The sequence below is a fragment of the Halodesulfovibrio oceani subsp. galateae genome, from assembly GCF_055397225.1.
In genome coordinates, this window is record NZ_AP042453.1 from 3,100,600 (window position 1) to 3,125,499 (window position 24,900).

Consider the following 24,900-nt stretch of genomic DNA (forward strand, 5'->3'; position numbering starts at 1 on the left):
AGTCTATAGTATTATGGCTCGCTTTAACAGTGACCTTATTTTTGATTCGAGATTACAGGAGTGTACATGCAAGGCCCCAACTCTCGCACTTTCGTACGATTCTTCTGCGGCAATTCGCTCTCTCACAGTTTATTACTTGGCATTACAGTCACAGTATGTGGGATGATCATGCTACTTGGAGTCTTTCATTACTCACAACTATACAGCAGTGCACTCGAACAAGTTGAAAAAGATGCAACAAGTCGCACCCAGCGCCTTTCTGAAATCCTCTCCATACCTATCTGGAATATTGAATATGACACTGTAGACAGGGTCATCGCTGTTTTTTCTGAATCTATCAATGTACTTAGGATTCAAGTTGAAGAACCGAGCGGGAAGATTATTGCTGATAAGATAAGTGATTCATCCGTTCCTGCAGACAGAATTATCTCCAGAGATATTTATTATAATGATCAACATATCGGTCGACTGACCACACATCTTTCTTTTGCTGCGTTTAAAAAGAGTCAACATCAAGAATTAATAAACTACCTCTTGACGATCGGCTTTCTACTTATTGCCCTGCTAATTCTTACTCATAGAATTCTAGAAATATATCTAAAAAAGCCCCTTATACAACTGAGCAAAATGATCGATCAGTTGCGCACAGGGACATATCCAGAGCACTACCCCACACTCCGCACACGCGAATTACAACACATCGCCATCAATTTTAAAGAAATGGCGAAACAAGTTGCATTGCGTGAAACAGAGCTGACAAAAATAAATACACAGCTGTATGAAAACATTGAAGAAAGAAAGAATATTGAATACCAGCTGCGAACAAGTCAGGAGCAATTCAGCCTTATTGCCACGACCACTATGGACGGTATTGTAGACCGTAATTTTGATCAGGACTTTCTTTTGTACACGCCGCGTTGGAAAGATCTTTTAGGATATACGGATGCTGAATTGACAAATTCAGTTTCAGTCTGGCTTGAGCGAGTTCACCCGGACGACCGTGCACTTGTAGATTCTCTGACAAACGGAAACTTGTATGATCCGGCAGGCCGAGCGGAAATGGAATACCGCATTAAACACAAAGACGGGGATTATCGTTGGTTCCTTGGCCGTGAACAAGTCTTGAAAAATCAAAATGGTACTCCGTACAGACTTATCGGGACTCATTCAGACATCACGCCTAAAAAACGAGCCGAGCAGCGTCTCATTTCCACAAAAGAAATGCTGCAAAATATTATTAACTGCATGCCATCACTAATTGTAGGCGTTACAGAGCAAATGACTGTGACGTTATGGAATGACATGGTGGAAGGCAGCACAGGAATTTTAGCAAAAGATGCTGAAGGGCAACGCTTTAGAGAATTGTTACCTGAGCTTTCGTTTATTGAGCGGCATATTCAAAAATCATTCAAAGCTGTCACGTCGGTAACTGTGCCTAAAGTTACATCTATTCGAAATGGCGTGCCCGTTACCTACGACATCGTCATCTTCCCTGTTACTATCAGCAAAAAACACGTTGCGGTATTACGTATTGATGACATTTCAGAACGGTTGCGTATGGAAGAACGGATTATTCAGACAGAAAAAATGGCATCTATCAGCGGGTTGGCAGCAGGCATGGCGCACGAAATCAACAACCCGCTTGGTGGGATTCTGCAAGGAATACAGAACGTCCAACGCAGGTTCAGCACCGATCTTGCGCCGAATATTCGAGTTGCTGATGAGCTTGATGTTTCGCTAAAGAAAATGAAAAATTACATGGAAGCACGCGAAATTTTCGGTCTACTGGATGGCGTTGCAGAATGCGGAAAGCGCGCAGCTTCCATTGTTGCCAACATGCTTGAATTTAGCAGAAGCTCGAATATAAAACGGATCCCTAGCTGTGTGCATAGCATCATTGATAAATCCATTGAACTTGCAGCTAATGATTACTTGCTGAAGACACAGCAGAAATTTGATCAAATTAAAATCATTCGAGAATATGATGAGGCAGTTTCCCAGATATCCTGTGCTCCGCAGGAAATAGAACAGGTACTTCTTAATCTGTTAAAGAATGCGGCACAGGCTTTTTCAATGACGGTTCCTGCCATCGAAAAACCTACGATAGTCATTACGACTCAGCAATCTGCATCGGGCGTTATGATTACCGTGGCAGACAACGGCCCCGGCATGAATGAGGACGTGCGCAAACGCGTGTTTGAACCGTTTTATACGACAAAGCCCGTGGGCGATGGTACTGGCCTTGGGCTTTCTGTTTCCTATTTTATTATTACCAACAACCACAGTGGAACAATTTCAGTTACAGCAGCACAGGATCAAGGTTCTACATTTAATGTATACCTACCTCATGCAATGTAAGCTGGATAAGCTTTGGTAGCAAGAATTAGATAAAGACAATGGCAGAGCAGAAAAACTACCCTGTTCAGAATGTTGAATTGAAAGCCGACAACCGCCTGTAATAGACAATAAAAAAGTGCACATTTTCCGGTGACCGGTAAGTTCATGAATAAATTCAAGAACCTTTTTTGTGCACGAACTTCGGGCGACGATCCAACCCTGCGTTGTGGGCAACTCTATTTGCCATTATGGTTGTACCGATTTTCCGTAAGTCTGAACCTCCCGTTGGGGTTGTTCTTGTAAGCCGCCTATAACGCTCTAGCTTCTCTCAACTCTTCTCAACTCGTCTCTTCTCTCAACTCAACTCGTCTCTACTCTCTTCTCTCAACTCGCGCAGACTATTGGTCAGTCTAATCGCCTGTGCTTCTAACCCACCACAGTGCGATGCGCCTTACAGGTTCAACAGGATGCATGCATCAATCTTCACTTCACCGAGACTCCTGCGATAGCCCCTATCCAAACTCATCTAGGGACGCTTCACAGTTCTCTTTACCTAATTAGAGAATAACACACGATCTGAAACTGTCCAGTAGTAGCAGAATCACTCATTGCATCTATAACAATAAGCCCATTCGTCGCATCATTTCCATGCAATACAACCGTAGAATCAGGCTAACGGGCATTCTTCAAAACAACAACACTACAATAACATATTGTAACTAATGGATTTTGCTAAAACAAATTTATATTCAGAAATGTCGAATATAAGCCTGCTCGAAAAGTAAAAATTTTTTGACTACTTTATCATCACACTAATTACTGCGCCCAGTTACCCACAAACCATTGGTAATAGCCAATTGGATTCTTGATTCGACTATTTTTTATCGAAATATCCTCTTCACCTGATTCAAAATCCTACCCCGACCCAATTAGATTGCAGATTGAATCTGATTTTTGATCTACACAAATTTCATCCAATATTTCTTGCCGTATTAGAACGTGATTAGAAAGCAGTTCTGGTATTATTTTTTGTATAGTTATCTCCTTCGTACACCGCAAAATTTGACACATAAAATCTAACAACAGCCAAATCGTGCAAAAATTTATACTGCTTTTATTGGACTTCACCCCCCTTAGTACAATTTTTTCTACAGTTATATTTCACAAGCAAATCACTGAAAAAACGCAACACCCTGTTTTTAAAGAACATAGTACAAAGTTTGCCACTATTCAATTTTTGGCACACATCCTGCTATATAAAAAGTACTTCTTAAATTCACTAAAGACATATTTTCGGCTTGAGGTGGCTCCTCAAGCCTTTGTCTTTTCTGAGGGTAAATTTTCAGGCCAGCGTGGTCGAATACAACCTCAGAACATCTTCTTTTGAAAAAACGAAAAGGCCCTTACGGAATATCCGTAAGGGCCTTTTTTTATGTCTCAAATAAATAGGACTAATTTACCATGTCGCGTTCCCAGTCAATGCGGTCAATAATCTCCTGTGAGATCTCATCAAGCCCCATTCTGTTCTTTGCAGCAGCATGAATTGCATGCGGATACAAATGCATCAAAGCTTCCTTCTGTTCATTATCAAGTGCGTCCCACTTGTTTAAGATCAGCGTTGTCGGAATCTCATGCAGATCCATATCTTCCAAAATTTTGTCAACAGCGGCAATTTGCTTTTCAAGCTCTGGATGCCCAGCGTCTGCCACATGCAAAAGCAAATCGGCAGCTTCAAGCTCTTCAAGCGTTGCACGGAATGCTTCGCGCAGCTCTTTCGGCAGATTTCGGATAAATCCTACGGTATCTGTCAAAATAAGTTCGCGGTCTTCTGGAAAACGCAATCTACGAGTTGTAGGATCAAGCGTTGCGAACAACTTGTTTTCAGCAAGCACTGTCGAGTTAGTTAACGCATTCAGAGTCGTTGATTTACCTGCGTTGGTATAGCCAACAAGCGCAGCAACAGGCACACGTGCCTTGTTACGACGGTCTCGCGCAAAGGAACGTTGCTTACGCAGTGAATCCAACTCTTTCTTAAAGCGGGAAATACGATCGCGTACTTTACGTCGGTCAGTCTCAAGCTTGGTTTCACCCGGACCACGTCCGCCGATACCACCCATCAATCTGTCCATTGCGCGGTTTTTACCAACCAGACGCGGTAAAGCATACTGCAACTGCGCCATCTCAACCTGCAATTTACCAGCGCGTGTTGTTGCGTGCTGAGCAAAAATATCAAGAATAAGCTGTGTTCTATCGATAACCTTTCGTTCTGTTACTTCCGTAAGGTTACGTAACTGGGCAGGGGAAAGCTCACCATCAAAAATGATCATGGAAGCATTGCCCTGCAGGCAAAGGATTTCAAGCTCTGAAAGCTTACCTCTGCCCATAATAAATTTGTGATTTACCTGACGCACCCGCTGCACAAGTCTTCCTGCAACCGAAACACCGGCAGTATCAGCAAGCTCTGCCAACTCGTTCAAGTGTGATTCCTGAACATCCTTTGGCAACGTGCTTACACTTACCAAAACCGCATGTTCAGTACCGCCCTGTTTACGAGCGCTGTCGGCTGTTCGTGCGAGTTCTTCTTCAAGAGCGTCTGTCTGCGCTTCGAAATCAATATCAACATTTTCCCATGAAGTAGCATCATGCACATTGTACGCAGTGCCATCCTCTGAAGGAACAGGAAGAATATGAGCAGACTGAAAAGTTCCAGGAGCACCCATGCCATCAACGGTGAGCACAGATATAGAATCCAAACGCAAGAAGAGCATATCCATTAAGTCTTCCTGCGAAAGAAGAGATTCGTTCAAATGAGTATGAACAAGACGCAGACCGCGTAAACGGTCGCTACTGGAACGGGCGCGAGGAAGTTCCGGAATGTAGATAGCACCAGTATCGCCCACCAGCACCATTTGAGGCTTGCCTTGGCGGTCTATAAGTAATGCGATCTGTCTGCCGACGATGCGGGAAAGTGCCGCAAGCTCGTGCGCCTGATCTGTAGTGTATCCCTCTTTTACTGGATAACGGCGGGCAAATAGCCGCTGGAGAGATTTTAACTGACTCGGTTTGAGTCCCTGTGTGTTGCCGAGAACCTTAGAGGCTATGACGAACTCCTGTTGTTTCTATTGCCTCCGGCAGCGCTTATTAGCGGGAGTTGCCTCCGGCGGCGCTTGTCAGCGGGATGCCTTTGGCTACCTTACAAATATTGCCTCCGGCGGCCAGAGAACCTTTTTGAAAAAAGGCTTCTCTGGACTCTCCAAAAACTTTTATCCGCGAGGTCTAACCATTGTTTAAAACGTTGGTCAGCTTATTCCTGCTCTCTTCAACTCCCATAAAGTAAATATACTTCATCCAAACCCTAACGGTTTTTCAGGAGGGGGAGTCTGAGGGGGAACCTCGTTTTTGACTCAAAAACGGGGTTCCCCCTCAGCCGCCGGAGGCATTTCAATATATGTTATTTAAATATCTTTGCTAGCAAGATACTCCGTAATCATTCCATCGTACTGAGAAGTACGTGCGAATGTTTTTACCGCCATATCACGACGAAGCGCAAGCCCTACTCGCATTTCATTTTCGAGCAGTTCCTTCTGTACAGCGTTGTACTCGGAAGGATCAGGAAGAACGAGAATAGAATGGAAGTTTTTAGCTGCGGCACGAAGCATACAAGGGCCGCCGATGTCGATTTCTTCAACCGCACCACGTAAATCAAGACCACGCGCTGCTGCATTTTCGAAATTGTAGAGATTTACTACAATCAAATCGAACGCTGCAATCTCGTGTTCTTTAAGGGTAGCAAGGTGTTCAGGGTTGTCCTTGTCTGCAAGGATACCACCATGAATAAACGGGTTAAGAGTCTTTACCCTGCCGCCAAGGATTTCAGGGAATCCTGTAACATCACTTACAGGTGTAACCTTCAGCCCGGCTTCTTTAAGCATACGTGCTGTACCGCCGGTAGAAACCAACTCTACACCATTCTCGCTCAAAAACGTCGCAAATTCGACCAAACCAGTCTTATCTGTGGCACTCAACAGTGCTCGCTTAATAGGCAAAAGGTCCATTACTTCTCCAAAGTTTGTGAATTCCAGTCTATTAACAAAAATCCTTTTCGTACATTAAGACAGTTTGCTGCAAATAAACATACTTTACTGTCTCAATCTGCGTGGAGTGCCAGAATCATACCCACTTTGCAAGGGCGTCATCAGTCTGACAGGTTGAGACAGGTTGAGATGTCCCACGGCGCGAAAAGCCTTATTTTTCAAGGACTGGCGCAACTCTTGCTATTCTTTATATATGGACATCTTTAATTTTGATATGGCAGAATTTCTAAGCTTTCTGCTCACACTTATGCGACTCAGCCTTGTCGTCTTTCTACTGCCATTCTTCGAGGGAAAAACCATCCCCCGTGTGGTTAAAGCATCTGTGTGCCTCATGCTCACCCTTGCCATATTCCCGTCGATATCGTTCGAAGCAACAGATTTTCCAGCACATCCATTTGAAATTGCATTAATTATGCTTAGCGAAATTCTACTCGGAGTTCTGCTAGGACTTGCTGTTAAATTCATTTTTGCAGGAATTAGAACCGGCGGTATGGTTATCGGCTTCCAGATGGGTTTTTCCATGCTTACCCTTGCTAACCCATCATCAGGTGAGCAAGAAGGTATCACGTCTATCCTGCTATACCAATTGAGCTTTACCGTTTTCATTGTTGCAAACGGTCACTTATATCTCATTAAAGCGCTAACAGATTCCTTTGACCTTATTCCGCCGGGAGGACTCGTTCTCTCTGCCATGCTAGGTCAACAAATTCTTACTCTGTCGATGACCATGTTCGTTTTGGCAATTAAGGTTGCCGCTCCAGTTATGATCTCACTTATGCTGGTTGAATTGACCCTTGGTCTTATGGGGCGAGCGGCACCACAGATGAACCTTCTCATGCTCGGTTTCCCAGTAAAAATCGCTGTAGGTCTTGTCTTTATCGGTATGTTGTTCACCCTTATGGGACAACGAATGGAAGGACTTATCTTGAGTCTTGGGCCAATGTTCTCTCATCTCATTAAAGCTGGCTCTCCGCTGCTACAGCAATAAACAGGATACACAGACATGCCACAAAGTGATCCGAGTAAGACAGAACAAGCGACGCCCAAAAAGCGGGAAAAGACCCGCGAAGATGGTGACGTCGCCAAGTCGCAAGAAGTTCCTAAAGCCGCAACAACCCTTGCAGGCATCATTATTGTTTATGCATGGATTGGTACCATTAATGAGCAGGTGCAGCATATTATGCGTACCTGTTATACATTTGACGCTACGCTCAACATGACAACCAAGTCTGCCATCAACTTTATTAATGAAATGGCATACGATCTTGCGGTAATGCTCCTTCCAGTTTTCCTCTTCCTGTTTCTTTTTGCGGGATTATCTATGCGTGTTCAGGTTGGGCACCTATGGACAATGAAGGTCTTTAAACCGAAATGGAGTAAATTCAACCCGATTAAAGGGATGAAGAACATGTTCCTGTCTATGCAGACACTGGTGCGACTCATTAAAAGCATCGCGTTTGCAGCCGTTATCGGTATTGCACCGTACATTGTTATTACGGATGAGATGGACAACTTCATTCAGCTCTATAACGCCACACCTGAAGGTATCGCAGAATACATGCTCAGCCTTATCTATAAGGTATCTCTGTACGCCACCATTGCCATGCTCGCTATTGCTCTTGCTGACTACTTTTACACTCGTTGGGATTATGACGAGAACATTAAGATGTCCAAAGACGAAGTAAAAGATGAACACAAACAGTCAGAAGGTGACCCGAAGATTCGTCAGCAGCAGCGCCAAAAAATGGCCGAAATGTCCCAGCAGCGCATGATGCAGGATGTTCCAAAGGCAGACGTTGTTGTTACAAACCCTACTCATATTTCCGTAGCCTTGCGCTACAACGCCATGGAAGCACCAGCACCGATTGTTGTTGCGATGGGTGCTGACCTTATGGCGAAGCGAATTAGAGAAATTGCAAGAGAAAACGACATTCCTCTGCGAGAAAACGTCCCTCTGGCACGCGCTTTGTATAAGTCAGTACAGGTGGGTGATCAAATTCCGGAAGACCTCTACAAAGCAGTAGCTTCCATCCTTGCATCACTCAACAAGTTTAAGCAAAAACAGTAAGTTACAAATACCAACTGCTTTTACTCAGGCGTTATTAAACTCTTCGAAAAAGGTGTCGGAAATATGGCTGCCAGCGCAAATACCTCTACAATGAATTACGAACGCTTCTCACAGCACGGAGATTTACTCCTCGCTGGCGGTGTAGTGCTCATTCTTTTTGTAATGCTCATTCCTATCCCGACTCTGCTTATGGACGTCATGCTCAGCATGTCCATTTCGTTGTCGCTGCTGGTGCTTGTTACATCTATGTTTATCAAGTCGCCGCTGGAATTTTCAATTTTTCCGACCCTGCTGCTGGTAACCACTCTGTTCCGCCTTGCTCTTAACGTGGCAACAACCCGCCTTATCCTGCTGCACGGCAGTGAAGGCCCAGACGCTGCCGGTGACGTAATCCAGTCCTTCGGGCAGTTCGTTGTCGGTGGTAACTACGTTATCGGTATCGTAATTTTCGCGATTCTTTTTATTCTGAACAAAATGGTTATTACCTCCGGTACAACACGTATCGCAGAGGTTGCAGCCCGATTCACTCTTGATGCTATGCCGGGTAAGCAGATGGCAATTGAGGCAGACTTAAACGCAGGTCTCCTTGATGAAAAAACTGCTACACTGCGCCGCGAAACCATCCGTCGAGAAGCTGACTTCTACGGTGCGATGGACGGTGCCGGTAAGTTTGTTCAGGGTGACGTAATGGCGGGTCTGCTCATTACTATAGTTAACATCACCGCGGGTATCATGATTGCTGTTTTCCAGAACGGCATGTCATGGAATGACGCACTTTCTACATATACTCTGCTCACAGTTGGTGACGGCCTTGTATCTACAATCCCTTCCATCATTATCTCTACCGCTGCCGGTATCATCGTATCCCGTGCTGCAGCTGAAGCGAAAATGGGCGAAGAGTTCATCGGCCAGCTTACATCTAACTCAAAAGCACTCAACCTTGTCGGTTGCGTACTTCTCGTCTTCGCTTTGGTTCCGGGTATGCCTTTCATCGCATTCTCATTCTTCGCAATCTGCATGTTTGTTATCGCAAAGCTTACATCCAACGCCAGCGACGACGTTGCACAGCGTACCGGTGCCAGTGGAACGACCGAACAGGGGAGCGGAGAGAATGCTCAGGAAGCGCTGGATACTCCGGAAGCTGTACAGTCACTCCTTCCTCTGGATGCTCTGGAGCTGGAAGTTGGTTACGGCCTTATCCCGCTTGTTGATGAAGCACAGGACGGCAACCTGCTCTCACGTATCAGAACAATCCGCCGACAGTTTGCATTGGACATGGGTGTCATTATTCCGTCCCTGCATCTGCGTGACAACCTGCAACTCAAACCGGGGCAGTACACAGTACTTATTAAGGGCAATGAAATGGCAGGGGCAGAAATCCTCATCGACCATTTCCTTGCAATGGACCCGGGCGATGCACGTCATTCCATTAAAGGTATCGAAACCCGCGAACCGGCATTTAACTTGCCAGCTCTCTGGGTACCGGAAGCGCAAAAAGAAGAAGCCATACTCGCAGGGTACACCGTTGTTGACCCATCCACGGTTATTGCAACGCACCTTACCGAAGTATTCAAACGCAGCCTCGCAGACTTCCTTGGCCGTCAGGAAATTCAGTCTCTTCTGGATAACCTTGCCAAGCATGCTCCAAAAGCTGTGGAAGAACTGGTACCAAACGTACTTACACTGGGCGCAGTACAGAAAGTTCTGCAGAACCTCGTACGAGAAAATATTTCGATCCGCGATCTGCTCACTATTGTTGAAACTCTCGCGGACTACGGAACAAGCGTTAAGAATCCAGATGTACTCACAGAGTATGTCCGCGAACGCTTAGCACGTACAATTGTTAGACCGTATATGGATCAGGAGAACACACTCCCGATCATTATGCTGGACCCGAATGTGGAAAAAACTGTTCAGGAAGCCATCCGACAGACAGAAGGCGGAGCATATCTTGCGCTCGACCCTGCCACAGCACAGCAAGTTATTCAGGCCGTTAACTCATCTGTAGAAAACGCAGTCGTTACCGATGGTCAGCCAGTAATTCTGACTTCCCCGATGGTACGACCGCATCTTTCTCAGCTGATTATGCGATTCATTCCAAACATTCCGGTTATATCTCAAGCAGAAATACCTGCAGACATTCGTTTGAACACTGTTGGTAATGTAGGAATCTAATATGCAGGTAAAAACTTTTTCAGGACAGACAACACGTTCCGTACTCGCTCAGATCAAACAGGAAATGGGCGAAGAGGCAGTTATCCTTTCTAAACAGGAAGGCAAAGATGCGGAAAACCGCTGGTGCCAGATTACTGCCGGTGTTGAACGTGCGGTAGATGAAATTCAAGAAGCTGAGACTCAAGAATACGCAGCGCCCGCAGGCTGGAGCCGCTGGCATGAAGAATGGTCAGAAATTAAAGAGTACATTGCGGAACTCGTTAAGCCACGCCTTCAACTGCATAAGCTTTCTCCGCGTCAGCGTCTCGCGCTTGAACATCTTCAGCGCCATGATGTCGACGACACCGTAATTCTTCGTCTGCTTCGCCCGCTTAAAAGCGACGCAAGCATGTCTATCCTTGCCCCGCTGGGTGATCTGATCAAATTCAAGCCTTGGGGTAACGAATGGAAAAGCCGTGTACATACTTTTGTAGGTCCGTTCGGTGTAGGTAAAACCAGTGCAGCTGTACGTATGGCATTGGAGCTGCGCAGGCAGAATCCATCTATGCGTATCTGCTTTATCAATGCAGACTGCGCACGAGGCAACGGTAGACTACTGTTACGCCACTATGCACAGCTTTGTGACATGGGGTACTATGAAATTCGTGATAGTATTACCTTCGCAAATACAATACGCGACGCTGCAAAAAGTTATGACCGCATCATTATTGACATGCCGGGACTGGGTCTGCGTGACTCTTTCAAAGAGCAAGTTGAACATTTCGGGCTACACGCTATCCGTGAAAACTCATTCCACAGGGTGCTTTCACCAACAGCGAATAGTAAACAACTCACTGCAACGCTGGAAAAGTATCGTGCAGTAAAGGGTGGTAGCATTGTCTGGACTAAGATCGACGAAGCTTGTACATTCGGTACGATAATCAATACAGCTGTTTCCACGGGACTTCCTATTTCAGCTTTTTCATACGGCTCCGGACTTAAAAGCACACTTGCTCCGGCAAAAGACGTAATGCTGTGGAGACTTATTTTTAAAAACCAGCTTCCCGGCGAATATACAATTCACCAGAATGCCTAAGGGCATATTGGAGATAATAGAACCATGAGTGGCAACCTTCCTCTTGTCCTGTCTGTAACCTCCGGTAAAGGAGGCGTAGGCAAAACAAACCTATCCGTTAACCTTGCGTATTCATTAGCGCAAAAAGGAAAACGTGTTGTTTTGCTGGATGCAGATCTGGGACTTGCAAACGTAGATGTTTTGTTAGGCCTTACGCCTGAACAAAACCTCTTTCACCTGTTCAGCGAAGGGGTTGCCCTTTCCGATATTCTGTATTCCACCCCTTACGGGTTTGATATTCTCCCCGCCTCTTCCGGCATAGGTGAAATGCTTACGCTCTCCACCGGCCAAAAACTTGACCTGCTCGAGTCAATGGACAGTCTGGAAGACAAGGTAGATTTTCTCATTGTGGATACCGGTGCAGGTATTAACGATAACGTTCTGTACTTCAACCTTGCAGTACAAGAGCGCATCGTAGTGCTTACAGCAGAACCGACCTCACTGACCGATGCGTACTCCCTCATTAAAGTAATGAAGTTGAACCACGGCGTTGAGCACTTTAAAGTAGTTGTGAACATGGCTGAATCTGAAAAGATGGCTAAAGAAATGTTCGTCCGCCTTTACTCTGCCTGTGATCATTTCCTGTCCGGAGTTTCTTTGGATTACGCTGGCTGCCTGCCGCGCGATCCTGCTGTACGTAAAGCTATTGTGGCTCAACGTCCTGTCTGTCAACAGAATCCGGTCGCACCGGTTTGCCAGTCTATTGGTAAACTCGCAGACAAGATTCAAAATTGGGAAATAGCTGCGAACCTTGATGGAAATATCAAGTTTTTCTGGAAAAAACTCCTCTTCCAGCAGTAATGCCTGGGAGCTATTGGAGTCCGGCGAGAAGGCCTGGGTCGTCATGTCTGACCACGAACAAGAAAACGTGGTTCGTCACTATGCGCCCAAGGTTCGGTATCTTGCATCCCGTTTGAAAGTTAAGCTCCCTAAAAATGTGGAGCTTGGAGAACTTATCAGCGCGGGTACGCTTGGGCTTATGGAATCGCTGGGCAAGTTTAAACCGGAAATGGGCATCAAATTCGATACCTACGCAGAAAACCGCATCCGCGGCGCAATGCTTGACGAATTACGACGCCTTGACTGGTTCCCTAGAAGCTTACGCCAACGCGTAAGACAAATCGAAGAAGCCATGCAGCAGGTGGAAAACGACAAAGGACGTTCCGCCACAGAAGAAGAACTGCAACATGCAACTGGTCTTGATAGAGCTGGAGTCCGCGAAGGGCTTGTTGCACTGCAAAGCCAGTTATGTCTCAATTTAGATCTAATACAAGACACCGTATCTGCCGATGAGTTAAGTGATGCAGATAGTCAGCCCTTTAAAAAAACTGCTTCAAAAGAAACATTATATCAGATTTCACAGCTAGTTGAACAATTGACACCTAGAGAAAAGTTGGTATTGTCCCTCTATTATAGTGATGATTTGAATATGCGTGAAGCAGCAGAGGTTATGGGGGTGACTGAGGGTCGCATTTCACAGTTGCACTCTCAGGCGTTACTTAAGCTGCGTAATAACTTTTATGCAGTGCATGGAAAAGACAGCGGATTATAAAGACTTAAGGAGTCTATGATGGGCTTTGATCCTAATATGCGTGTTCTTGTTGTGGACGATTTCTCTACTATGAGACGAATTGTTAAAAACATTCTTCGTCAGATTGGCTTCACTAACATTGTAGAAGCAGATGATGGAACTACCGCATGGGAAGTTCTTAATAAAGACCGCATCGAATTTGTTATTTCTGACTGGAATATGCCACAGATGACTGGTATCGAACTTCTTAGAAAAGTTCGCAGTAGCGAAGAGTTTGCTGACATGCCTTTCTTGATGGTTACCGCTGAAGCACAGCAGGAAAACATCATTGAAGCCGTTCAGGCAAAAGTTTCCAACTATGTGGTAAAGCCATTTACAGCAGAAATTATGAAGCAGAAAATCGATAAGATTTTCCCTTAACTGCTCTTATTGCTCATAGAAATAATGCATTCCGGTTTAGGAAACCACTACATGTCGTATAAACGCTTGTCGTCTTCCTCTGCCGGATTGCCTTGTTTTAGTGATACTGAAAAGAAAACCGCAGGTTAGGTAATAGATGGCAAATGCTCCAACCAACAGACCCGGCAACGCCGGTACGAAAAAGGCTCAACTAGACGTGGATACCCTTTCTACACCAGACTCCATACCGCAGAAAAAAGACGACAAGGTAGAACTTGATCTTGATGACGCGCCGTTTTTAATGGAAGACGAGGAAGAGGAAGAAGAACAGGTTTTTGACAACTCCACGTCTGCTAATGCTGACTCTTTCTCTGCTGCTGAACTGGAAATGGACCCTGAAGCTGCTCGCAAACGTAAACGCAAAATTATGTTTGGCGGCATCGGTCTGCTTGTTATCGCTCTCGTCGTTTTAGGATGGAAAATGCTTCCATCGAAAGACGCACCTATACCTGTTAAACGCATTGTTAAGAAAGAAAAAGGCAAGTACGACACTCCGCCTATCGTTCAAAAAGATAAGTTCGACGTCACATGGGAGCCGTTCTGGGTGGAACAGCGCGACAGCAAAAAGGAAATTCGATTCCTTGTTTGTAAGTTTGCAGTGTTCACTGATAACGAAAAACTCTCATGGGAAGCGAAGAACAAAAAAGTGACGCTTCGCGACGCAATTTTCTACTATCTGCGGAACAAGGATCTCAAATTTCTTTCTGATAAAGACAATGTGCAGCTGCTCAAATCTGACTTGCTGACTGTTGTTAACCAATACATGGGTAATGGCCAGTTCAAGGACGTTTTTATTGAAAACTACTTGGTGAAATAGATATGTCCAATGAAATGGATATCCCATTAGTCATCCAGCAGATGGGGCGTGTGCAAAAGATTGCAGAGCAAGAAAAGTCACGCCCTGAACGGCAGCAGGCAACAGCCCGCGATGCCGCACGCAAGGGTGGCGAACTCGCCCGTGACCACGTGGCTGAAACACAATCCGCTGAGCAGACTCATTTTGATATCGATGAGGATGCTCACGGAGGACAAAACCAGCACCTTCCGTCCGATTCCAGACAGGGAGCAACACCCGAACAGGATGTTGAAACCAACCCTACGTCTGAAAGCGCCTGGCAAGGCAAAATTATAGATACCAAAGTATAATAATGACATTTTCCCAGCTTATCTTGCTTTTTATCAGCGGTTCCGAGCTGCTGTTACTTGTTCTTCTTATTGTGTTTTACTTACGCTTACGTAAAAGCGAAGCGCTTCTTACAGCCATGCAAGCAGGGCAGGAATCATTAGTTGCCAAAATGCATTTCAATGCTGAGCTTGAGCAGGAAATCGTCGAATCTTTCGCACGACGCCAGCAGGAGCTTCAGGGACTTGAAGTGCAGCTGGAAGCACGTTCAAATGAATTGCGTTCACTTCTTGAGCAGGCAGAAGCTATCAGTCGCTCCCCTCAGTTCTTACGGGAACTCATTTTTACTGGTCGTAAGAAAGGACAAACAATTCCTCAACTGGCAAAGGCAACCAACCTTTCCATTGATGAAGTTGAACTCATTCTTATGAAAGCTGAGTAAGCCCAGCGTCAGCTTGGCACTTTGCCAAGAGCAATGCTCGTCCATGTTGGTCGTAATACCAGCGTACTGCCGGTTCTTATACCGAGTATAATGTTACGTGTGTTGGCGGATGCAATGTCTGCACGCCCCTTGTTCGCGCTGGCAACCACGATACAGACCTTATCCACCACAGGTGTTCCATGCGTATTTCCAACAACAGTAATCCATATGGCGGCGGCCAGCCCTCCTCTACAACCAATCGCGGTGCTATTTTTAAGCGCAAGGTTAAGGTAGGCCAGCTCCTTAAAGGCAGAATGCTCCGCGTCGAGCAGGAAGGCTTTGCATGGGTACTTATTGGGGATATGGAACTACTGGCTCAGGTTGAAACCATGCCGGAAACGGGCCAGTGGCTGGAGTTTCTCGTACTCTCGCTTGAGCCGTCTATTCTGCTGCGCCAGCTTCAACAAGGAGCTGACCCGCGAAGTTCAATTTTTCTCAGAGACTACATCCGCTCCTATCTGACCGAGAGAGATAAGCTTGATACTATGCTGGCCTATTCCCTGTGGGATTCCCTCAACATCGCGGATGGTGAGCCTTTCACAGCAAACCGCACAGCACTTATCAATTTTTTGACACAATCTCCCACTGCCCTTGATCAATTCACACGTGTCATGCGGCTCCATTCCAGCGTGCAAAAGATGGTTACGTCGTCAAAACACGGAACTTTCCACTACATGCCATGGCTTATGCCTTCTGCAAAAGGTGTAGAGCTACTCATTTCCACACCGGAAAACAATATTTGCACCGTTACGGCAGGTGTAATATTACATGGGGCACAGCATGTACTCACAGTGGGTCAAATGAACCTGTCTGCCGATCCTGTCTCTTTCGCCTATCGACTCCTGCTTGATAAAAACTGTAAAGCAGGTAACAACACCTCTCGAGCAAACTCCGCATCTACCAACTGTACCTGCCTCGGCACCGCTGAGTTGCCCGCAGGAGCGCACGATATTCTGTCCTTAATCTTCAAAGAGATGCCTACACAACGTAGTGGACTAGATCTACGCGCATAATCCGGATTACGCTGCACCTTGCCGTGCAGCAGTACAATGCTCAAAATAAAAAATTTCAAAACGGTACTACATACATGCAGTATACTGACAATACAGGCTTAAACATAAGCCCTGATCGCCCTTGGCTGGCTCCGCTTGCCGGATACTCTGACCTTTGCTTCAGACTCTTGTGTAAAGAGTTCGGTGCAGCTGTTGTTTGCTCTGAAATGGTTAGTTCTAAGGGACTCTATTACAATGGCAACAGCACGCGTAAGCTGCTTGAAACAACAGAAAAAGAAGCCCCTGCTATCTTCCAGCTTTTTGGCAACGACGTGGACATCATGTCGTACGCAATGGATTATCTGGTAAAAGGTGGCTACACATGGTTTGATTTGAATATGGGTTGCTCTGTGCGCAAAGTATTCAAACAGGGCTGTGGCTCTTCCATGATGGCTGATCTTGATAATTCACTTAAAGTTGCGAAAGCTATGATCAGCATTGGCGGCAAAGGCAAAGTAGGCTTCAAGTTCCGCCTTGGCGTTGATTCTGAACAGGAAGTGTACAAAGAACTGGCTCTGCGACTTGAAGATGCCGGTGCAGGCTGGATTACTCTGCATCCGCGTACTGCTGCGCAAGGCTTTTCCGGCACTGCGCGCTGGTCTGCCATTAAGGAAGTAGTAGACGCTGTTTCTATCCCGGTTATCGCCAGTGGCGACCTGCTGGAACCTGAAGATGGTGTGAGGTGCATCAAAGAAACTGGTGCAGCTTCTGTTATGTTTGCACGAGGTGCTATCAGCAACCCTGCTATTTTTGGCGAGTACACCACGCTCTATAAAGGCGAAACACTCAAGCGTCCTGATCCACTCAAGACCATGCATCTTATTCAGCGCCACAAAGAAATTGCACTTGAATACGCCGATGAGCGCACCGCCCTCTTTAAGATGCGAACCTTTGTTCCCCGCTACGTGCGGTTGTTCAAAGGATCTAAGTTACTTCGTCAGCAGCTTGCTACTTGTGCAGGGTTGAAAGAGATTGATGCAGTCATCGAAGAATTTTTTGCTCGCTGCGAAGCAATTGATCTGGACGACACCTCAGAAACCATCAGCATGCAGAATACATCGGAGTAAGTATGGAAGTACGTAGAGCTACAACATCCGGCTTTTGTTTCGGGGTTTCTCTGGCACTCCAAAAGCTTGATGCAGAAGTTGAAAAGCATGATGCAAAGATTGCGACTCTTGGACCTATCATTCATAACCCGCAAGTTCTTGAACGGTATGAGAATCTCGACGTGCGTTGCCTTAAACGCGCAGAAGAAGCTGATGTAAATGAACGGGTTGTTATCCGGGCGCATGGTGTGCCAAGAGAAACAGAAGCAACATTGAACGATGCATGCAAAGAAGTTGTTGATGCAACCTGTCCAAAAGTTAAACGTGCTCAGATTGGCATCCGCAACATGATCCGCAAGGATCGTTTTCTTCTTTTGTACGGAGAAAAAGACCATCCGGAAGTGCGTGGCCTTATGAGTTACGCCGGTGACAGAGCATTTTTGTTTAATTCACTTGAAGAGCTCAAGAATTTTCCACTTTCTGCCGATATAGAATATTGCCTCGCTGCGCAGACTACACAGGACAGAGAGGAATTTGACCGGATAGATGAGTACCTTCAGGGACAGTTGTTTGAACGACTACAGGTACTTAATACTATTTGTAATGCAACAAGAGAACGACAACAAGAAGCCATTGCGCTTGCTAAAGAAGTAGATGCAATGGTTGTTGTGGGGGGCTATAGCAGCGGAAACACTCGCAGACTTGCGGATGTATCCCGTGCTCAAGGGTGCCTCACCTTCCATGTTGAACAACCGGAAGAGCTTTCAGCCTCTGATTTTAAAGGCATGAAGGTAGTTGGCCTCACCGCCGGTGCTTCAACCCCACGTTCGATTATTGACTCTACGGAAGAATTCCTTAACAAGTTGTAGAAGTACAATCTTTTGATTAGTCTGCGTGAACTAGAACTACGCACCGGAGAACGCCATGCAGACGAACATACTTTTAGAATCCGGCACTAACGAGCTGGAAATTGTTGAATTTTTCCTAGATGAACTCGAGATAGACGGACAAGTCTATCGCGGTTACTACGGAGTAAACGTAGCTAAGGTACTCGAAATTATCAGAATGCCTACCGTGACTGCACTTCCTGAAAGTGGTCACACCTGTATTTTGGGTGCTTTTAACCTGCGGTCACAGGTTATCCCGCTTGTCGACCTGTCCATGTGGCTTGGTAAAACCCGTGAAGAAACGGAACCACCAAAAGTCATTGTGACAGAATTCAACAACGTATGTACCGCATTCCAGGTATCCGGCGTCAACCGTATTCACCGCATCAGTTGGGAAGAGGTTGAACCGCCAAGCGGCTACGTAGCAAATTTAAGCAACCAGTCCATCACCGGTGTCGTTAAAATTAACGACCGCATCATCTTCCTGCTCGATCTCGAGAGAATTGTTGCGAACCTTAATCCGGACCTTGCGCTCAAACTTGATGACGCAATCGACTGGGAAAGTAACGAAAGCCGCCGTGCACTGATCACTGATGATTCCGGTCTTATCCGCGAAATGCTCACTGATCTGCTGGAAAAAGCAAACTTCCAGGTTGAAGCACACAACAACGGCAAAGAGGCGTGGGATAGGCTGAATCAGCTCAAATCCATAGCAGCAGAGAACAATAGGCCGCTCACTGACTACGTTCAGGTAGTCGTGTCTGATATTGAAATGCCTGCAATGGATGGTCATTCCCTCTGTAAAGCAATCAAGGACGATTCCGTTCTTGGGCAGCTGCCGGTTATCCTGTTCTCTTCACTCATTACGGACAAACTGCGCCACAAAGGCGACTCCGTAGGGGCAGATATGCAGGTATCCAAGCCGGAAGTAACCTTGCTTGCACAGCGCGCTGTCGAATTAATCGATGAACGCCGCCAGAAAACAGCATAATTTTATTTTTCTTTGTTATCAAAAGGGTAGAGCTCCGGCTCTACCCTTTTCTTATTGTGCCATTTCTTATTTTTATGGACAGAGCGCACCAACGCTATCATAATCGGCAACTCAAAGAACATTAAGGCTGGCAACCGCCAGTTTGCAGCAGGATGTATTTCAATGGCTAAAAAGAAAAATTCAAAACCGGCACCGCTACCGCAAAGCCTTGCGTTACCATTCACCGGTGTAGAGTCACACGCGCATCTCGATTTACCACCATTCTCTTCTGATATTGAAGAGGTGCTGGAACGCGCAAAAGAGTCCGGCGTACGCTACATCTGCAACGTATTTCTCGGACATAAAGCATGGAAAAACAACCGTCAGCTTTTTGAAAAGCACGAGGAAGTCTTCTTTATCCTCGGCACACATCCAAGTCACATCGACCAGTGCACTGAAGAAGAGCTTGATGCCATGCGTACAGCTTTTGCCGAAGACAGCAGAATTCGCGGAATCGGTGAAATTGGTCTGGACTATTATTGGGATCATTTCCCGCGCGAAGCGCAGAAAGAAATTTTCATTAAACAACTCCATCTTGCAAAAGAGCTGGATACCCGCGTCATCATTCATTCAAGAGACGCAGCAGAAGACACCATTGACGTATTAGAAGAAGAAGGTTTTGTAGATTACCCTGTGCTCTGGCATTGTTTCGGCGGCAACACTGAGTTAGCCGAACGCATCGTTAAGAACGGCTGGTATCTTTCAATTCCGGGTACCGTAACATATCCGAAAAACGAAGAAGCACGCGAAGCGCTCAAAGTAATTCCATTGGATCGTATGCTTGTGGAAACAGACTGCCCGTATCTTACGCCTGTGCCGTACCGAGGTAAGCGCAACGAACCGGCGTACACCGTATTCACAGCAGAATGTATTGCAAAAGAACTCGGTATCGAAATCGAAGAGCTTTGGACAACCTGCGGCAACAACGCAATCCGCTTTTTTGGGTTGTAATATTTTTTGCCTACTTTTTTTGCCTCAGGTGTCTACAACACTTGGGGCTTTTTTTGCGCCCACGGCATTTTCATTCATATCTAGGGGTTGCCTTCGGCGAGTCTCCGACGGGGAGGCGCCCTCCTCCACCCGCAAGGGGGAATCCCCCTTGACCCATTTTGCGACTAAATTTTGCGATTGAATCTGTTTTCGGCTTCAACTCATCTGAAGGATAAGTTCCTTTTATTTCACATGAGAAGTTGATTATCTACACTATACTCTTCTACCTATTGCTAAAAACGCCATATACTTGTCCTCTCTATTTTTGAAGGAAAAGCATATGACGAAAAATTTACTTGTCATCACTAGCTCTCTTGCAGAACAAGTTCGACTGTTACTGCTCCTCACTGCCGCAGGATATACTCCCACCTGCTGTGAAAGTCTGCCGTCTGCACTTACAGCGCTAGAATCCTCACCATTTGATGCGATCATCACCGATCCTGTCATACTGGATGCTCCGCCACAAAAAATGACGGCCGTAGAGCTTGTATCACTCATAAAGGAAACAGCGCTAAATTCATCAACTCCGGTTCTTGTAATGGGAGATGTGATCTCGCTTCAATACATTATGAACACACTTCGCAGTGGAATCGTCCGTTTTATTCCCAAACCATTTTCGCCAACAGAGTTTATTGAGACCATTTCAGCAGAACTCAACTTGTCAGAACATAAGCAGGCGTAAGCATGATGGATTAAAAAGGTGAGCTATGCCAAAAAAAGGCCAAAATATCGTTAGCGCCCGTTATTCTCATTATAACTTTTACTAGAACCACCCAAATCCACCAATATTGCTTGGGTGAAGTATGTGATCGTGGTATGAAGAACGCGGTCTCACAAACCAACACACAACTAAATCGCCTAACGGAACTTTATTGATCCTTCCCACAACTTGGATCTTTGAAGGGACAACACAAGCATGGATATGCTGCAAAGCAGATATCCATGCTTGTTCCTTTTTGAAGATAAAAAAGGCTCAATACTAAAAAAACTCCCTTTCTAAATTTAGAAAGGGAGTTTTTTTGAACAATATATGAATCGACGTGAAGGTTGATTACAATTCGCGCTCCATATCAAGAGCAGGAAGATCAAGCAGATCAAGAATCTTCTCTTCTCCAACCACTACAAAACCAAACTTCTCAAAAAACGGTACGGCTTCAGGTGTTGATTCAAGATGAATTCTTTTTGCACCCATCCGTTTTGAAATTTCGATACATTTTTGAATGAGCGAGGAGCCGACACCTGTAAAACGGTGGCCTTCCCCGACAACGATATGTGAAAGCTCCGCAGTTTCACCCTGCAATGTCAGTCTTCCACACCCTAAAAGGTTTCTATTTTTTAAGGCAACCAGCAGTGTACTTTTATCTTCCAGATCATCTTGAATGTAAGAACGGGTTACCCGTCCAACTGGAAACAAATCCACCCGCCGCATTGCCACGGTCGGTTCATACAGGTCAGACTCTTTATCAATTTCTTCAACAGAATAAAGCATATACGACTTCCCCCCGAAAGAGCTTTATGTGTTGTATTCTGACCATAAAATTACCATAAACAAACGTATGATACACACCGGAATCTACAAATTATCACGCCTGAATTCTAATATGCCTATATTGCAACTAAAAGAATTTTCCAATTACGATTAATCCGTAGAAAAGCCCATGAGCAAAGGGTCATCGACAAATAGTGAAGTGTAGCAGAGGAGATATGGCAAGGAGAAGAACCACGTATGGGGGAAAGATTACATCAGCACCTGATCTAGCAATAAACCGTTCACAGTGCCTACTATTCCACTCATGGAAAAGGAGTATAAACGTAATGAAAATATGCTGTAACCATGAACTCGGTTCAAAATGCTTTTGGCTTATGCCACTGGCTACGGTGTCTGTTGTCCCCGCAGCAGATAAATAGCCGCGCATCAGAGGGGTCTGATGCGCGGCTATAGTAATTTTGTATCTTTTCTATTCTGCGCACTTAACACACAAAGTAGCCCCCGGCATTGCCATTAAGCGAGCATGCGGGATAGGGGCACCACATTCCATGCAGTACCCGAAATCTGGGTCATCAATATTGCGCAGTACAAACTCCAGCCCTGCAAGGCGCGATTCCGCTTTTGTCAGAGCTGCTGTGTTCACACTATTGTTTACTATATTATCCATACGTGAAAGCCTGCCGATAGAGTCATCCGGCGCAACTGGCTTTGTGACTTCTTTCAACCGGCCAACTTCCATTTTCAAACGACCAACTTCCTCGTACATTTTCTGCACGAGTGCTTCTTTTTGAATATCTTGCATATCTTTGCTCTAATGTTGGAAATAAATTGCAGAAAGGATGGAATATATAAGCCTAAGTCTTAGGAAAAACTTCTGACTTAAGTACACAATGTAACCAACTACTTTTCCATGATAAATGTATTTTTCACGCATGGCTATTTTTTCTGCTATACTTTTACATATCATAACACGCTACAATACAAGAACAATACATATGGATAAAAAGAATACAATCACACGTTACCTGCTCGCTTCCGGTTGGCTCGAAGAACTACAATGCCGAAGCTTATCCGATGTCTCATTCCTTGCAGCGGGTGAGTACAATGAAAACTGGATAATCAGTGCCACCTCGCAATATCAAATTTTCCACCAGAAGCATTTTGTCTTCCGCATTAATCACGGAAGTCAGCTCGGGTTGGATAAAAAACAAATTCGATATGAATTTGAAGTACTTTCCGCCCTCAAAAATTCAGCAGTCACCCCAATTCCATATTTTGAAGATGCACAAGCCGGAAACTTTGACCCTGCTTTTGATCACGGTGTGTTGCTCATGGAATATATTGTGGGAACACCGTTGGATTACACACAGGATTTAGATCATGCTGCGAAAATTTTTGCAGCTGTGCATACACAACCAGTTCCTGAACAGAATAGTTTTATCCATCAAAAAAATCCTGTTGCAGACATTGTGACAGAATCTCTCGGGCTACTCGCACGTTTTGAAGATCATCCCAAAATTGATGCACGACGAAAGCTGGAAACATACAGCAAAAGAATTACCAGCCTTGGGGAGCAGTACGCGTCAGCCTTTGTTGCTGAACCCCAGCTCATTGTAAATACAGAAGTAAATTCCAGTAACTTCATCATCAATAGAGAGCGTAACAGCGCACACCTTGTGGACTGGGAAAAAGCCGTTGTCTCAAGCCGTTATCAAGATCTCGGACATTTTATCGTCCCCACAACCACATTATGGAAAACGGACTTTATCGCAACGCCGGACCACAGACACCACTTCCTTTCACGGTACAAAGAGTATGCAGGATTACATCAATCGATAGAAGAGCTTGCCATTCTTACCGGAATACTAGAAAAAACAATCATCCTTAGAGGGTTATCGTGGTGCTATATGGCATGGTACGAGTACACTCAACAAGACCGTGCTCTTAAAAACAACGATACATTTGAAACAATTGAACGCTATCTGGACAATCTTGAATGGTTTTTACAATAAATTCTCTGTGTAAGGAATATAGCGGAAAAGCAGTGCTTTCCAATGTCTCATTCTCTGTAGATAAAGGAGACATCGTTTCCCTGATTGGCCCTTCAGGCGTGGGGAAAACAACACTGTTGCGTATTCTTGCCGGACTGGAAGAGCAAGACAGCGGTTCAATTTCATTTGAAACATCACCATCCAAGGACAATCCTGTCATCATGGTGTTTCAAGATTATCTGCTGTTCCCAAGTCTCACCGTATTCGAAAATACAGCATTTGCTTTAAAAGCACGAAAGCTCCCCGCGTCAGAAATCGCAACGCGCGTAAACACCATTCTTGAATTCTTTCATCTTTCTGACAAACGAAACCAGTATCCTGCGCAGCTATCGGCCGGACAAAAGCAACGTGTCGCCATTGCTCGTGCCATGGTGGTAAATCCCGCAGTGCTTCTACTCGACGAACCATTTGCAAATCTGGATCGAAATCTAAAGCTGGAAACCGCTGAATTTATCCGCGATACACAAAAAGAATTTGGTATTACAACAGTCAGCGTAACACACGACCTTGAAGAAGCCTTTGCCATGTCCGACAAAATCGGCATCATGCTTAACGGAAGACTGGAACAGTTCGACACGCCATCCGCACTATACAATTCCCCAGAATCCATTGACGTCGCACGTTTTCTAGGACCTGTAAATATTTTGACACCTGAATTGTGTACTCATCTAAACATTCCCGCAGCGACCATCCCCAAGGGGCGTAACTACGCCATCATCAGGCCGGAACAGCTAACCCTGACACAAGGGGCAGAGGCACGTATCAACCGTGTGCAATTTGGCGGACACTACATTAAATATTTGTTACAAGTGCAGAATACAGAACTGACCGCCTATGGCTTCACAGCACAATTTGCAGAAGGCGATACCGTTGGGATCCAGATAGGTCAGCAATAGCAAGATAGGCAGCTGCGCCTACAGGTATCTTTTAGTATAATTAACGTTTATTGAGAAAACAGTAATTTACTCAAAAA

Annotated in this window: 23 protein-coding genes; 19 read left to right on the plus strand and 4 right to left on the minus strand. The window is 45.4% G+C overall.

Annotated features, from left to right (window positions below):
• Positions 1 to 66 precede the first annotated feature (66 nt).
• Positions 67 to 2,358, plus strand: a complete 2,292-nt coding sequence (locus tag ACZ5V1_RS13690) for an ATP-binding protein (RefSeq protein ID WP_464389319.1) — start codon at positions 67 to 69, stop codon at positions 2,356 to 2,358.
• Between the two features lie 1,430 nt (positions 2,359 to 3,788).
• Here ACZ5V1_RS13690 and hflX read toward each other — a convergent pair.
• Positions 3,789 to 5,246, minus strand: a complete 1,458-nt coding sequence (hflX, locus tag ACZ5V1_RS13695) for a GTPase HflX (protein ID WP_464389320.1) — start codon at positions 5,244 to 5,246, stop codon at positions 3,789 to 3,791.
• Between the two features lie 546 nt (positions 5,247 to 5,792).
• The gene (locus tag ACZ5V1_RS13700; protein WP_160713629.1) at positions 5,793 to 6,392 is read right to left on the minus strand and encodes an IMP cyclohydrolase; all 600 of its coding nucleotides are present in this window, start codon (positions 6,390 to 6,392) and stop codon (positions 5,793 to 5,795) included.
• Between the two features lie 253 nt (positions 6,393 to 6,645).
• Here ACZ5V1_RS13700 and fliR point away from each other — a divergent pair, with 253 nt between their 5' ends.
• The 16 genes from fliR to ACZ5V1_RS13780 all read left to right on the plus strand — a co-directional run bounded on the left by fliR (position 6,646) and on the right by ACZ5V1_RS13780 (position 21,069).
• On the plus strand, positions 6,646 to 7,419 hold the full coding sequence (fliR, locus tag ACZ5V1_RS13705; protein ID WP_373794653.1) for a flagellar biosynthetic protein FliR: 774 nt from the start codon (positions 6,646 to 6,648) through the stop codon (positions 7,417 to 7,419).
• Positions 7,420 to 7,434: 15 nt separating this feature from the next.
• Positions 7,435 to 8,499 carry a flagellar biosynthesis protein FlhB gene (flhB, locus tag ACZ5V1_RS13710; protein ID WP_464389321.1) on the plus strand — a complete coding sequence of 355 codons (1,065 nt, stop codon included), beginning with the start codon at positions 7,435 to 7,437 and terminating at the stop codon, positions 8,497 to 8,499.
• 63 nt (positions 8,500 to 8,562) lie between these two features.
• Positions 8,563 to 10,674, plus strand: a complete 2,112-nt coding sequence (gene flhA, locus ACZ5V1_RS13715) for a flagellar biosynthesis protein FlhA (RefSeq protein WP_464389322.1) — start codon at positions 8,563 to 8,565, stop codon at positions 10,672 to 10,674.
• Position 10,675: 1 nt separating this feature from the next.
• Complete coding sequence (locus ACZ5V1_RS13720) at positions 10,676 to 11,749, plus strand: flagellar biosynthesis protein FlhF (protein WP_464389323.1); 1,074 nt, start codon at positions 10,676 to 10,678, stop codon at positions 11,747 to 11,749.
• Between the two features lie 24 nt (positions 11,750 to 11,773).
• Positions 11,774 to 12,589 (plus strand): MinD/ParA family protein, encoded by an 816-nt coding sequence (locus tag ACZ5V1_RS13725; protein ID WP_160713639.1) that lies wholly within the window; start codon positions 11,774 to 11,776, stop codon positions 12,587 to 12,589.
• Positions 12,543 to 13,340 (plus strand): FliA/WhiG family RNA polymerase sigma factor, encoded by a 798-nt coding sequence (locus ACZ5V1_RS13730; protein ID WP_160713641.1) that lies wholly within the window; start codon positions 12,543 to 12,545, stop codon positions 13,338 to 13,340. The genes ACZ5V1_RS13725 and ACZ5V1_RS13730 overlap by 47 nt, the downstream gene beginning before the upstream one ends.
• A gap of 18 nt (positions 13,341 to 13,358) precedes the next feature.
• Positions 13,359 to 13,739, plus strand: a complete 381-nt coding sequence (locus ACZ5V1_RS13735; RefSeq protein ID WP_160713643.1) for a chemotaxis response regulator CheY — start codon at positions 13,359 to 13,361, stop codon at positions 13,737 to 13,739.
• A 136-nt stretch (positions 13,740 to 13,875) separates the two neighbouring features.
• Positions 13,876 to 14,595 (plus strand): flagellar basal body-associated FliL family protein, encoded by a 720-nt coding sequence (locus tag ACZ5V1_RS13740; RefSeq protein WP_464389324.1) that lies wholly within the window; start codon positions 13,876 to 13,878, stop codon positions 14,593 to 14,595.
• Between the two features lie 2 nt (positions 14,596 to 14,597).
• On the plus strand, positions 14,598 to 14,924 hold the full coding sequence (locus ACZ5V1_RS13745) for a hypothetical protein (protein WP_464389325.1): 327 nt from the start codon (positions 14,598 to 14,600) through the stop codon (positions 14,922 to 14,924).
• A gap of 2 nt (positions 14,925 to 14,926) precedes the next feature.
• Complete coding sequence (locus ACZ5V1_RS13750; RefSeq protein ID WP_464387637.1) at positions 14,927 to 15,343, plus strand: hypothetical protein; 417 nt, start codon at positions 14,927 to 14,929, stop codon at positions 15,341 to 15,343.
• A gap of 179 nt (positions 15,344 to 15,522) precedes the next feature.
• Complete coding sequence (locus tag ACZ5V1_RS13755; protein ID WP_464389326.1) at positions 15,523 to 16,395, plus strand: hypothetical protein; 873 nt, start codon at positions 15,523 to 15,525, stop codon at positions 16,393 to 16,395.
• Between the two features lie 74 nt (positions 16,396 to 16,469).
• The gene (locus ACZ5V1_RS13760) at positions 16,470 to 17,501 is read left to right on the plus strand and encodes a tRNA dihydrouridine synthase (RefSeq protein WP_464389327.1); all 1,032 of its coding nucleotides are present in this window, start codon (positions 16,470 to 16,472) and stop codon (positions 17,499 to 17,501) included.
• 2 nt (positions 17,502 to 17,503) lie between these two features.
• Positions 17,504 to 18,349 (plus strand): 4-hydroxy-3-methylbut-2-enyl diphosphate reductase, encoded by an 846-nt coding sequence (gene ispH, locus ACZ5V1_RS13765; RefSeq protein WP_160713655.1) that lies wholly within the window; start codon positions 17,504 to 17,506, stop codon positions 18,347 to 18,349.
• A gap of 55 nt (positions 18,350 to 18,404) precedes the next feature.
• On the plus strand, positions 18,405 to 19,358 hold the full coding sequence (locus ACZ5V1_RS13770) for a chemotaxis protein (protein ID WP_464389328.1): 954 nt from the start codon (positions 18,405 to 18,407) through the stop codon (positions 19,356 to 19,358).
• Positions 19,359 to 19,520: 162 nt separating this feature from the next.
• Positions 19,521 to 20,348, plus strand: coding sequence for a TatD family hydrolase (locus ACZ5V1_RS13775; RefSeq protein WP_464389329.1), 828 nt, complete (start codon positions 19,521 to 19,523; stop codon positions 20,346 to 20,348).
• A 319-nt stretch (positions 20,349 to 20,667) separates the two neighbouring features.
• Positions 20,668 to 21,069 carry a response regulator gene (locus tag ACZ5V1_RS13780; protein WP_464389330.1) on the plus strand — a complete coding sequence of 134 codons (402 nt, stop codon included), beginning with the start codon at positions 20,668 to 20,670 and terminating at the stop codon, positions 21,067 to 21,069.
• 369 nt (positions 21,070 to 21,438) lie between these two features.
• On the opposite strand, the gene ACZ5V1_RS13785 is transcribed toward ACZ5V1_RS13780, so the two are convergent.
• A complete protein-coding gene (locus tag ACZ5V1_RS13785; RefSeq protein WP_464389331.1) occupies positions 21,439 to 21,876 on the minus strand; it encodes a GNAT family N-acetyltransferase in 438 nt (145 codons plus the stop codon).
• A 469-nt stretch (positions 21,877 to 22,345) separates the two neighbouring features.
• On the minus strand, positions 22,346 to 22,678 hold the full coding sequence (locus tag ACZ5V1_RS13790) for a TraR/DksA family transcriptional regulator (protein WP_160713665.1): 333 nt from the start codon (positions 22,676 to 22,678) through the stop codon (positions 22,346 to 22,348).
• A gap of 193 nt (positions 22,679 to 22,871) precedes the next feature.
• Here ACZ5V1_RS13790 and ACZ5V1_RS13795 point away from each other — a divergent pair, with 193 nt between their 5' ends.
• Both ACZ5V1_RS13795 and ACZ5V1_RS13800 read left to right on the plus strand, forming a co-directional pair.
• Positions 22,872 to 23,888, plus strand: a complete 1,017-nt coding sequence (locus ACZ5V1_RS13795) for a phosphotransferase family protein (RefSeq protein ID WP_464389332.1) — start codon at positions 22,872 to 22,874, stop codon at positions 23,886 to 23,888.
• Positions 23,873 to 24,823, plus strand: a complete 951-nt coding sequence (locus ACZ5V1_RS13800) for an ABC transporter ATP-binding protein (protein ID WP_464389333.1) — start codon at positions 23,873 to 23,875, stop codon at positions 24,821 to 24,823. Before ACZ5V1_RS13795 ends, ACZ5V1_RS13800 begins: the two co-directional genes overlap by 16 nt.
• Positions 24,824 to 24,900 lie beyond the last annotated feature (77 nt).

Excerpts from the sequence above, each read along its gene's own strand:
- ACZ5V1_RS13690 (WP_464389319.1), top strand. The coding sequence starts at position 67 with ATGCAAGGCCCCAACTCTCGCACTTTCGTACGATTCTTCTGCGGCAAT.
- hflX (WP_464389320.1), bottom strand. The coding sequence starts at position 5,246 with ATGGTGCTGGTGGGCGATACTGGTGCTATCTACATTCCGGAACTTCCT.
- ACZ5V1_RS13700 (WP_160713629.1), bottom strand. The coding sequence starts at position 6,392 with ATGGACCTTTTGCCTATTAAGCGAGCACTGTTGAGTGCCACAGATAAG.
- fliR (WP_373794653.1), top strand. The coding sequence starts at position 6,646 with ATGGCAGAATTTCTAAGCTTTCTGCTCACACTTATGCGACTCAGCCTT.
- flhB (WP_464389321.1), top strand. The coding sequence starts at position 7,435 with ATGCCACAAAGTGATCCGAGTAAGACAGAACAAGCGACGCCCAAAAAG.
- flhA (WP_464389322.1), top strand. The coding sequence starts at position 8,563 with ATGGCTGCCAGCGCAAATACCTCTACAATGAATTACGAACGCTTCTCA.
- ACZ5V1_RS13720 (WP_464389323.1), top strand. The coding sequence starts at position 10,676 with ATGCAGGTAAAAACTTTTTCAGGACAGACAACACGTTCCGTACTCGCT.
- ACZ5V1_RS13725 (WP_160713639.1), top strand. The coding sequence starts at position 11,774 with ATGAGTGGCAACCTTCCTCTTGTCCTGTCTGTAACCTCCGGTAAAGGA.
- ACZ5V1_RS13730 (WP_160713641.1), top strand. The coding sequence starts at position 12,543 with ATGGAAATATCAAGTTTTTCTGGAAAAAACTCCTCTTCCAGCAGTAAT.
- ACZ5V1_RS13735 (WP_160713643.1), top strand. The coding sequence starts at position 13,359 with ATGGGCTTTGATCCTAATATGCGTGTTCTTGTTGTGGACGATTTCTCT.
- ACZ5V1_RS13740 (WP_464389324.1), top strand. The coding sequence starts at position 13,876 with ATGGCAAATGCTCCAACCAACAGACCCGGCAACGCCGGTACGAAAAAG.
- ACZ5V1_RS13745 (WP_464389325.1), top strand. The coding sequence starts at position 14,598 with ATGTCCAATGAAATGGATATCCCATTAGTCATCCAGCAGATGGGGCGT.
- ACZ5V1_RS13750 (WP_464387637.1), top strand. The coding sequence starts at position 14,927 with ATGACATTTTCCCAGCTTATCTTGCTTTTTATCAGCGGTTCCGAGCTG.
- ACZ5V1_RS13755 (WP_464389326.1), top strand. The coding sequence starts at position 15,523 with ATGCGTATTTCCAACAACAGTAATCCATATGGCGGCGGCCAGCCCTCC.
- ACZ5V1_RS13760 (WP_464389327.1), top strand. The coding sequence starts at position 16,470 with ATGCAGTATACTGACAATACAGGCTTAAACATAAGCCCTGATCGCCCT.
- ispH (WP_160713655.1), top strand. The coding sequence starts at position 17,504 with ATGGAAGTACGTAGAGCTACAACATCCGGCTTTTGTTTCGGGGTTTCT.
- ACZ5V1_RS13770 (WP_464389328.1), top strand. The coding sequence starts at position 18,405 with ATGCAGACGAACATACTTTTAGAATCCGGCACTAACGAGCTGGAAATT.
- ACZ5V1_RS13775 (WP_464389329.1), top strand. The coding sequence starts at position 19,521 with ATGGCTAAAAAGAAAAATTCAAAACCGGCACCGCTACCGCAAAGCCTT.
- ACZ5V1_RS13780 (WP_464389330.1), top strand. The coding sequence starts at position 20,668 with ATGACGAAAAATTTACTTGTCATCACTAGCTCTCTTGCAGAACAAGTT.
- ACZ5V1_RS13785 (WP_464389331.1), bottom strand. The coding sequence starts at position 21,876 with ATGCTTTATTCTGTTGAAGAAATTGATAAAGAGTCTGACCTGTATGAA.
- ACZ5V1_RS13790 (WP_160713665.1), bottom strand. The coding sequence starts at position 22,678 with ATGCAAGATATTCAAAAAGAAGCACTCGTGCAGAAAATGTACGAGGAA.
- ACZ5V1_RS13795 (WP_464389332.1), top strand. The coding sequence starts at position 22,872 with ATGGATAAAAAGAATACAATCACACGTTACCTGCTCGCTTCCGGTTGG.
- ACZ5V1_RS13800 (WP_464389333.1), top strand. The coding sequence starts at position 23,873 with ATGGTTTTTACAATAAATTCTCTGTGTAAGGAATATAGCGGAAAAGCA.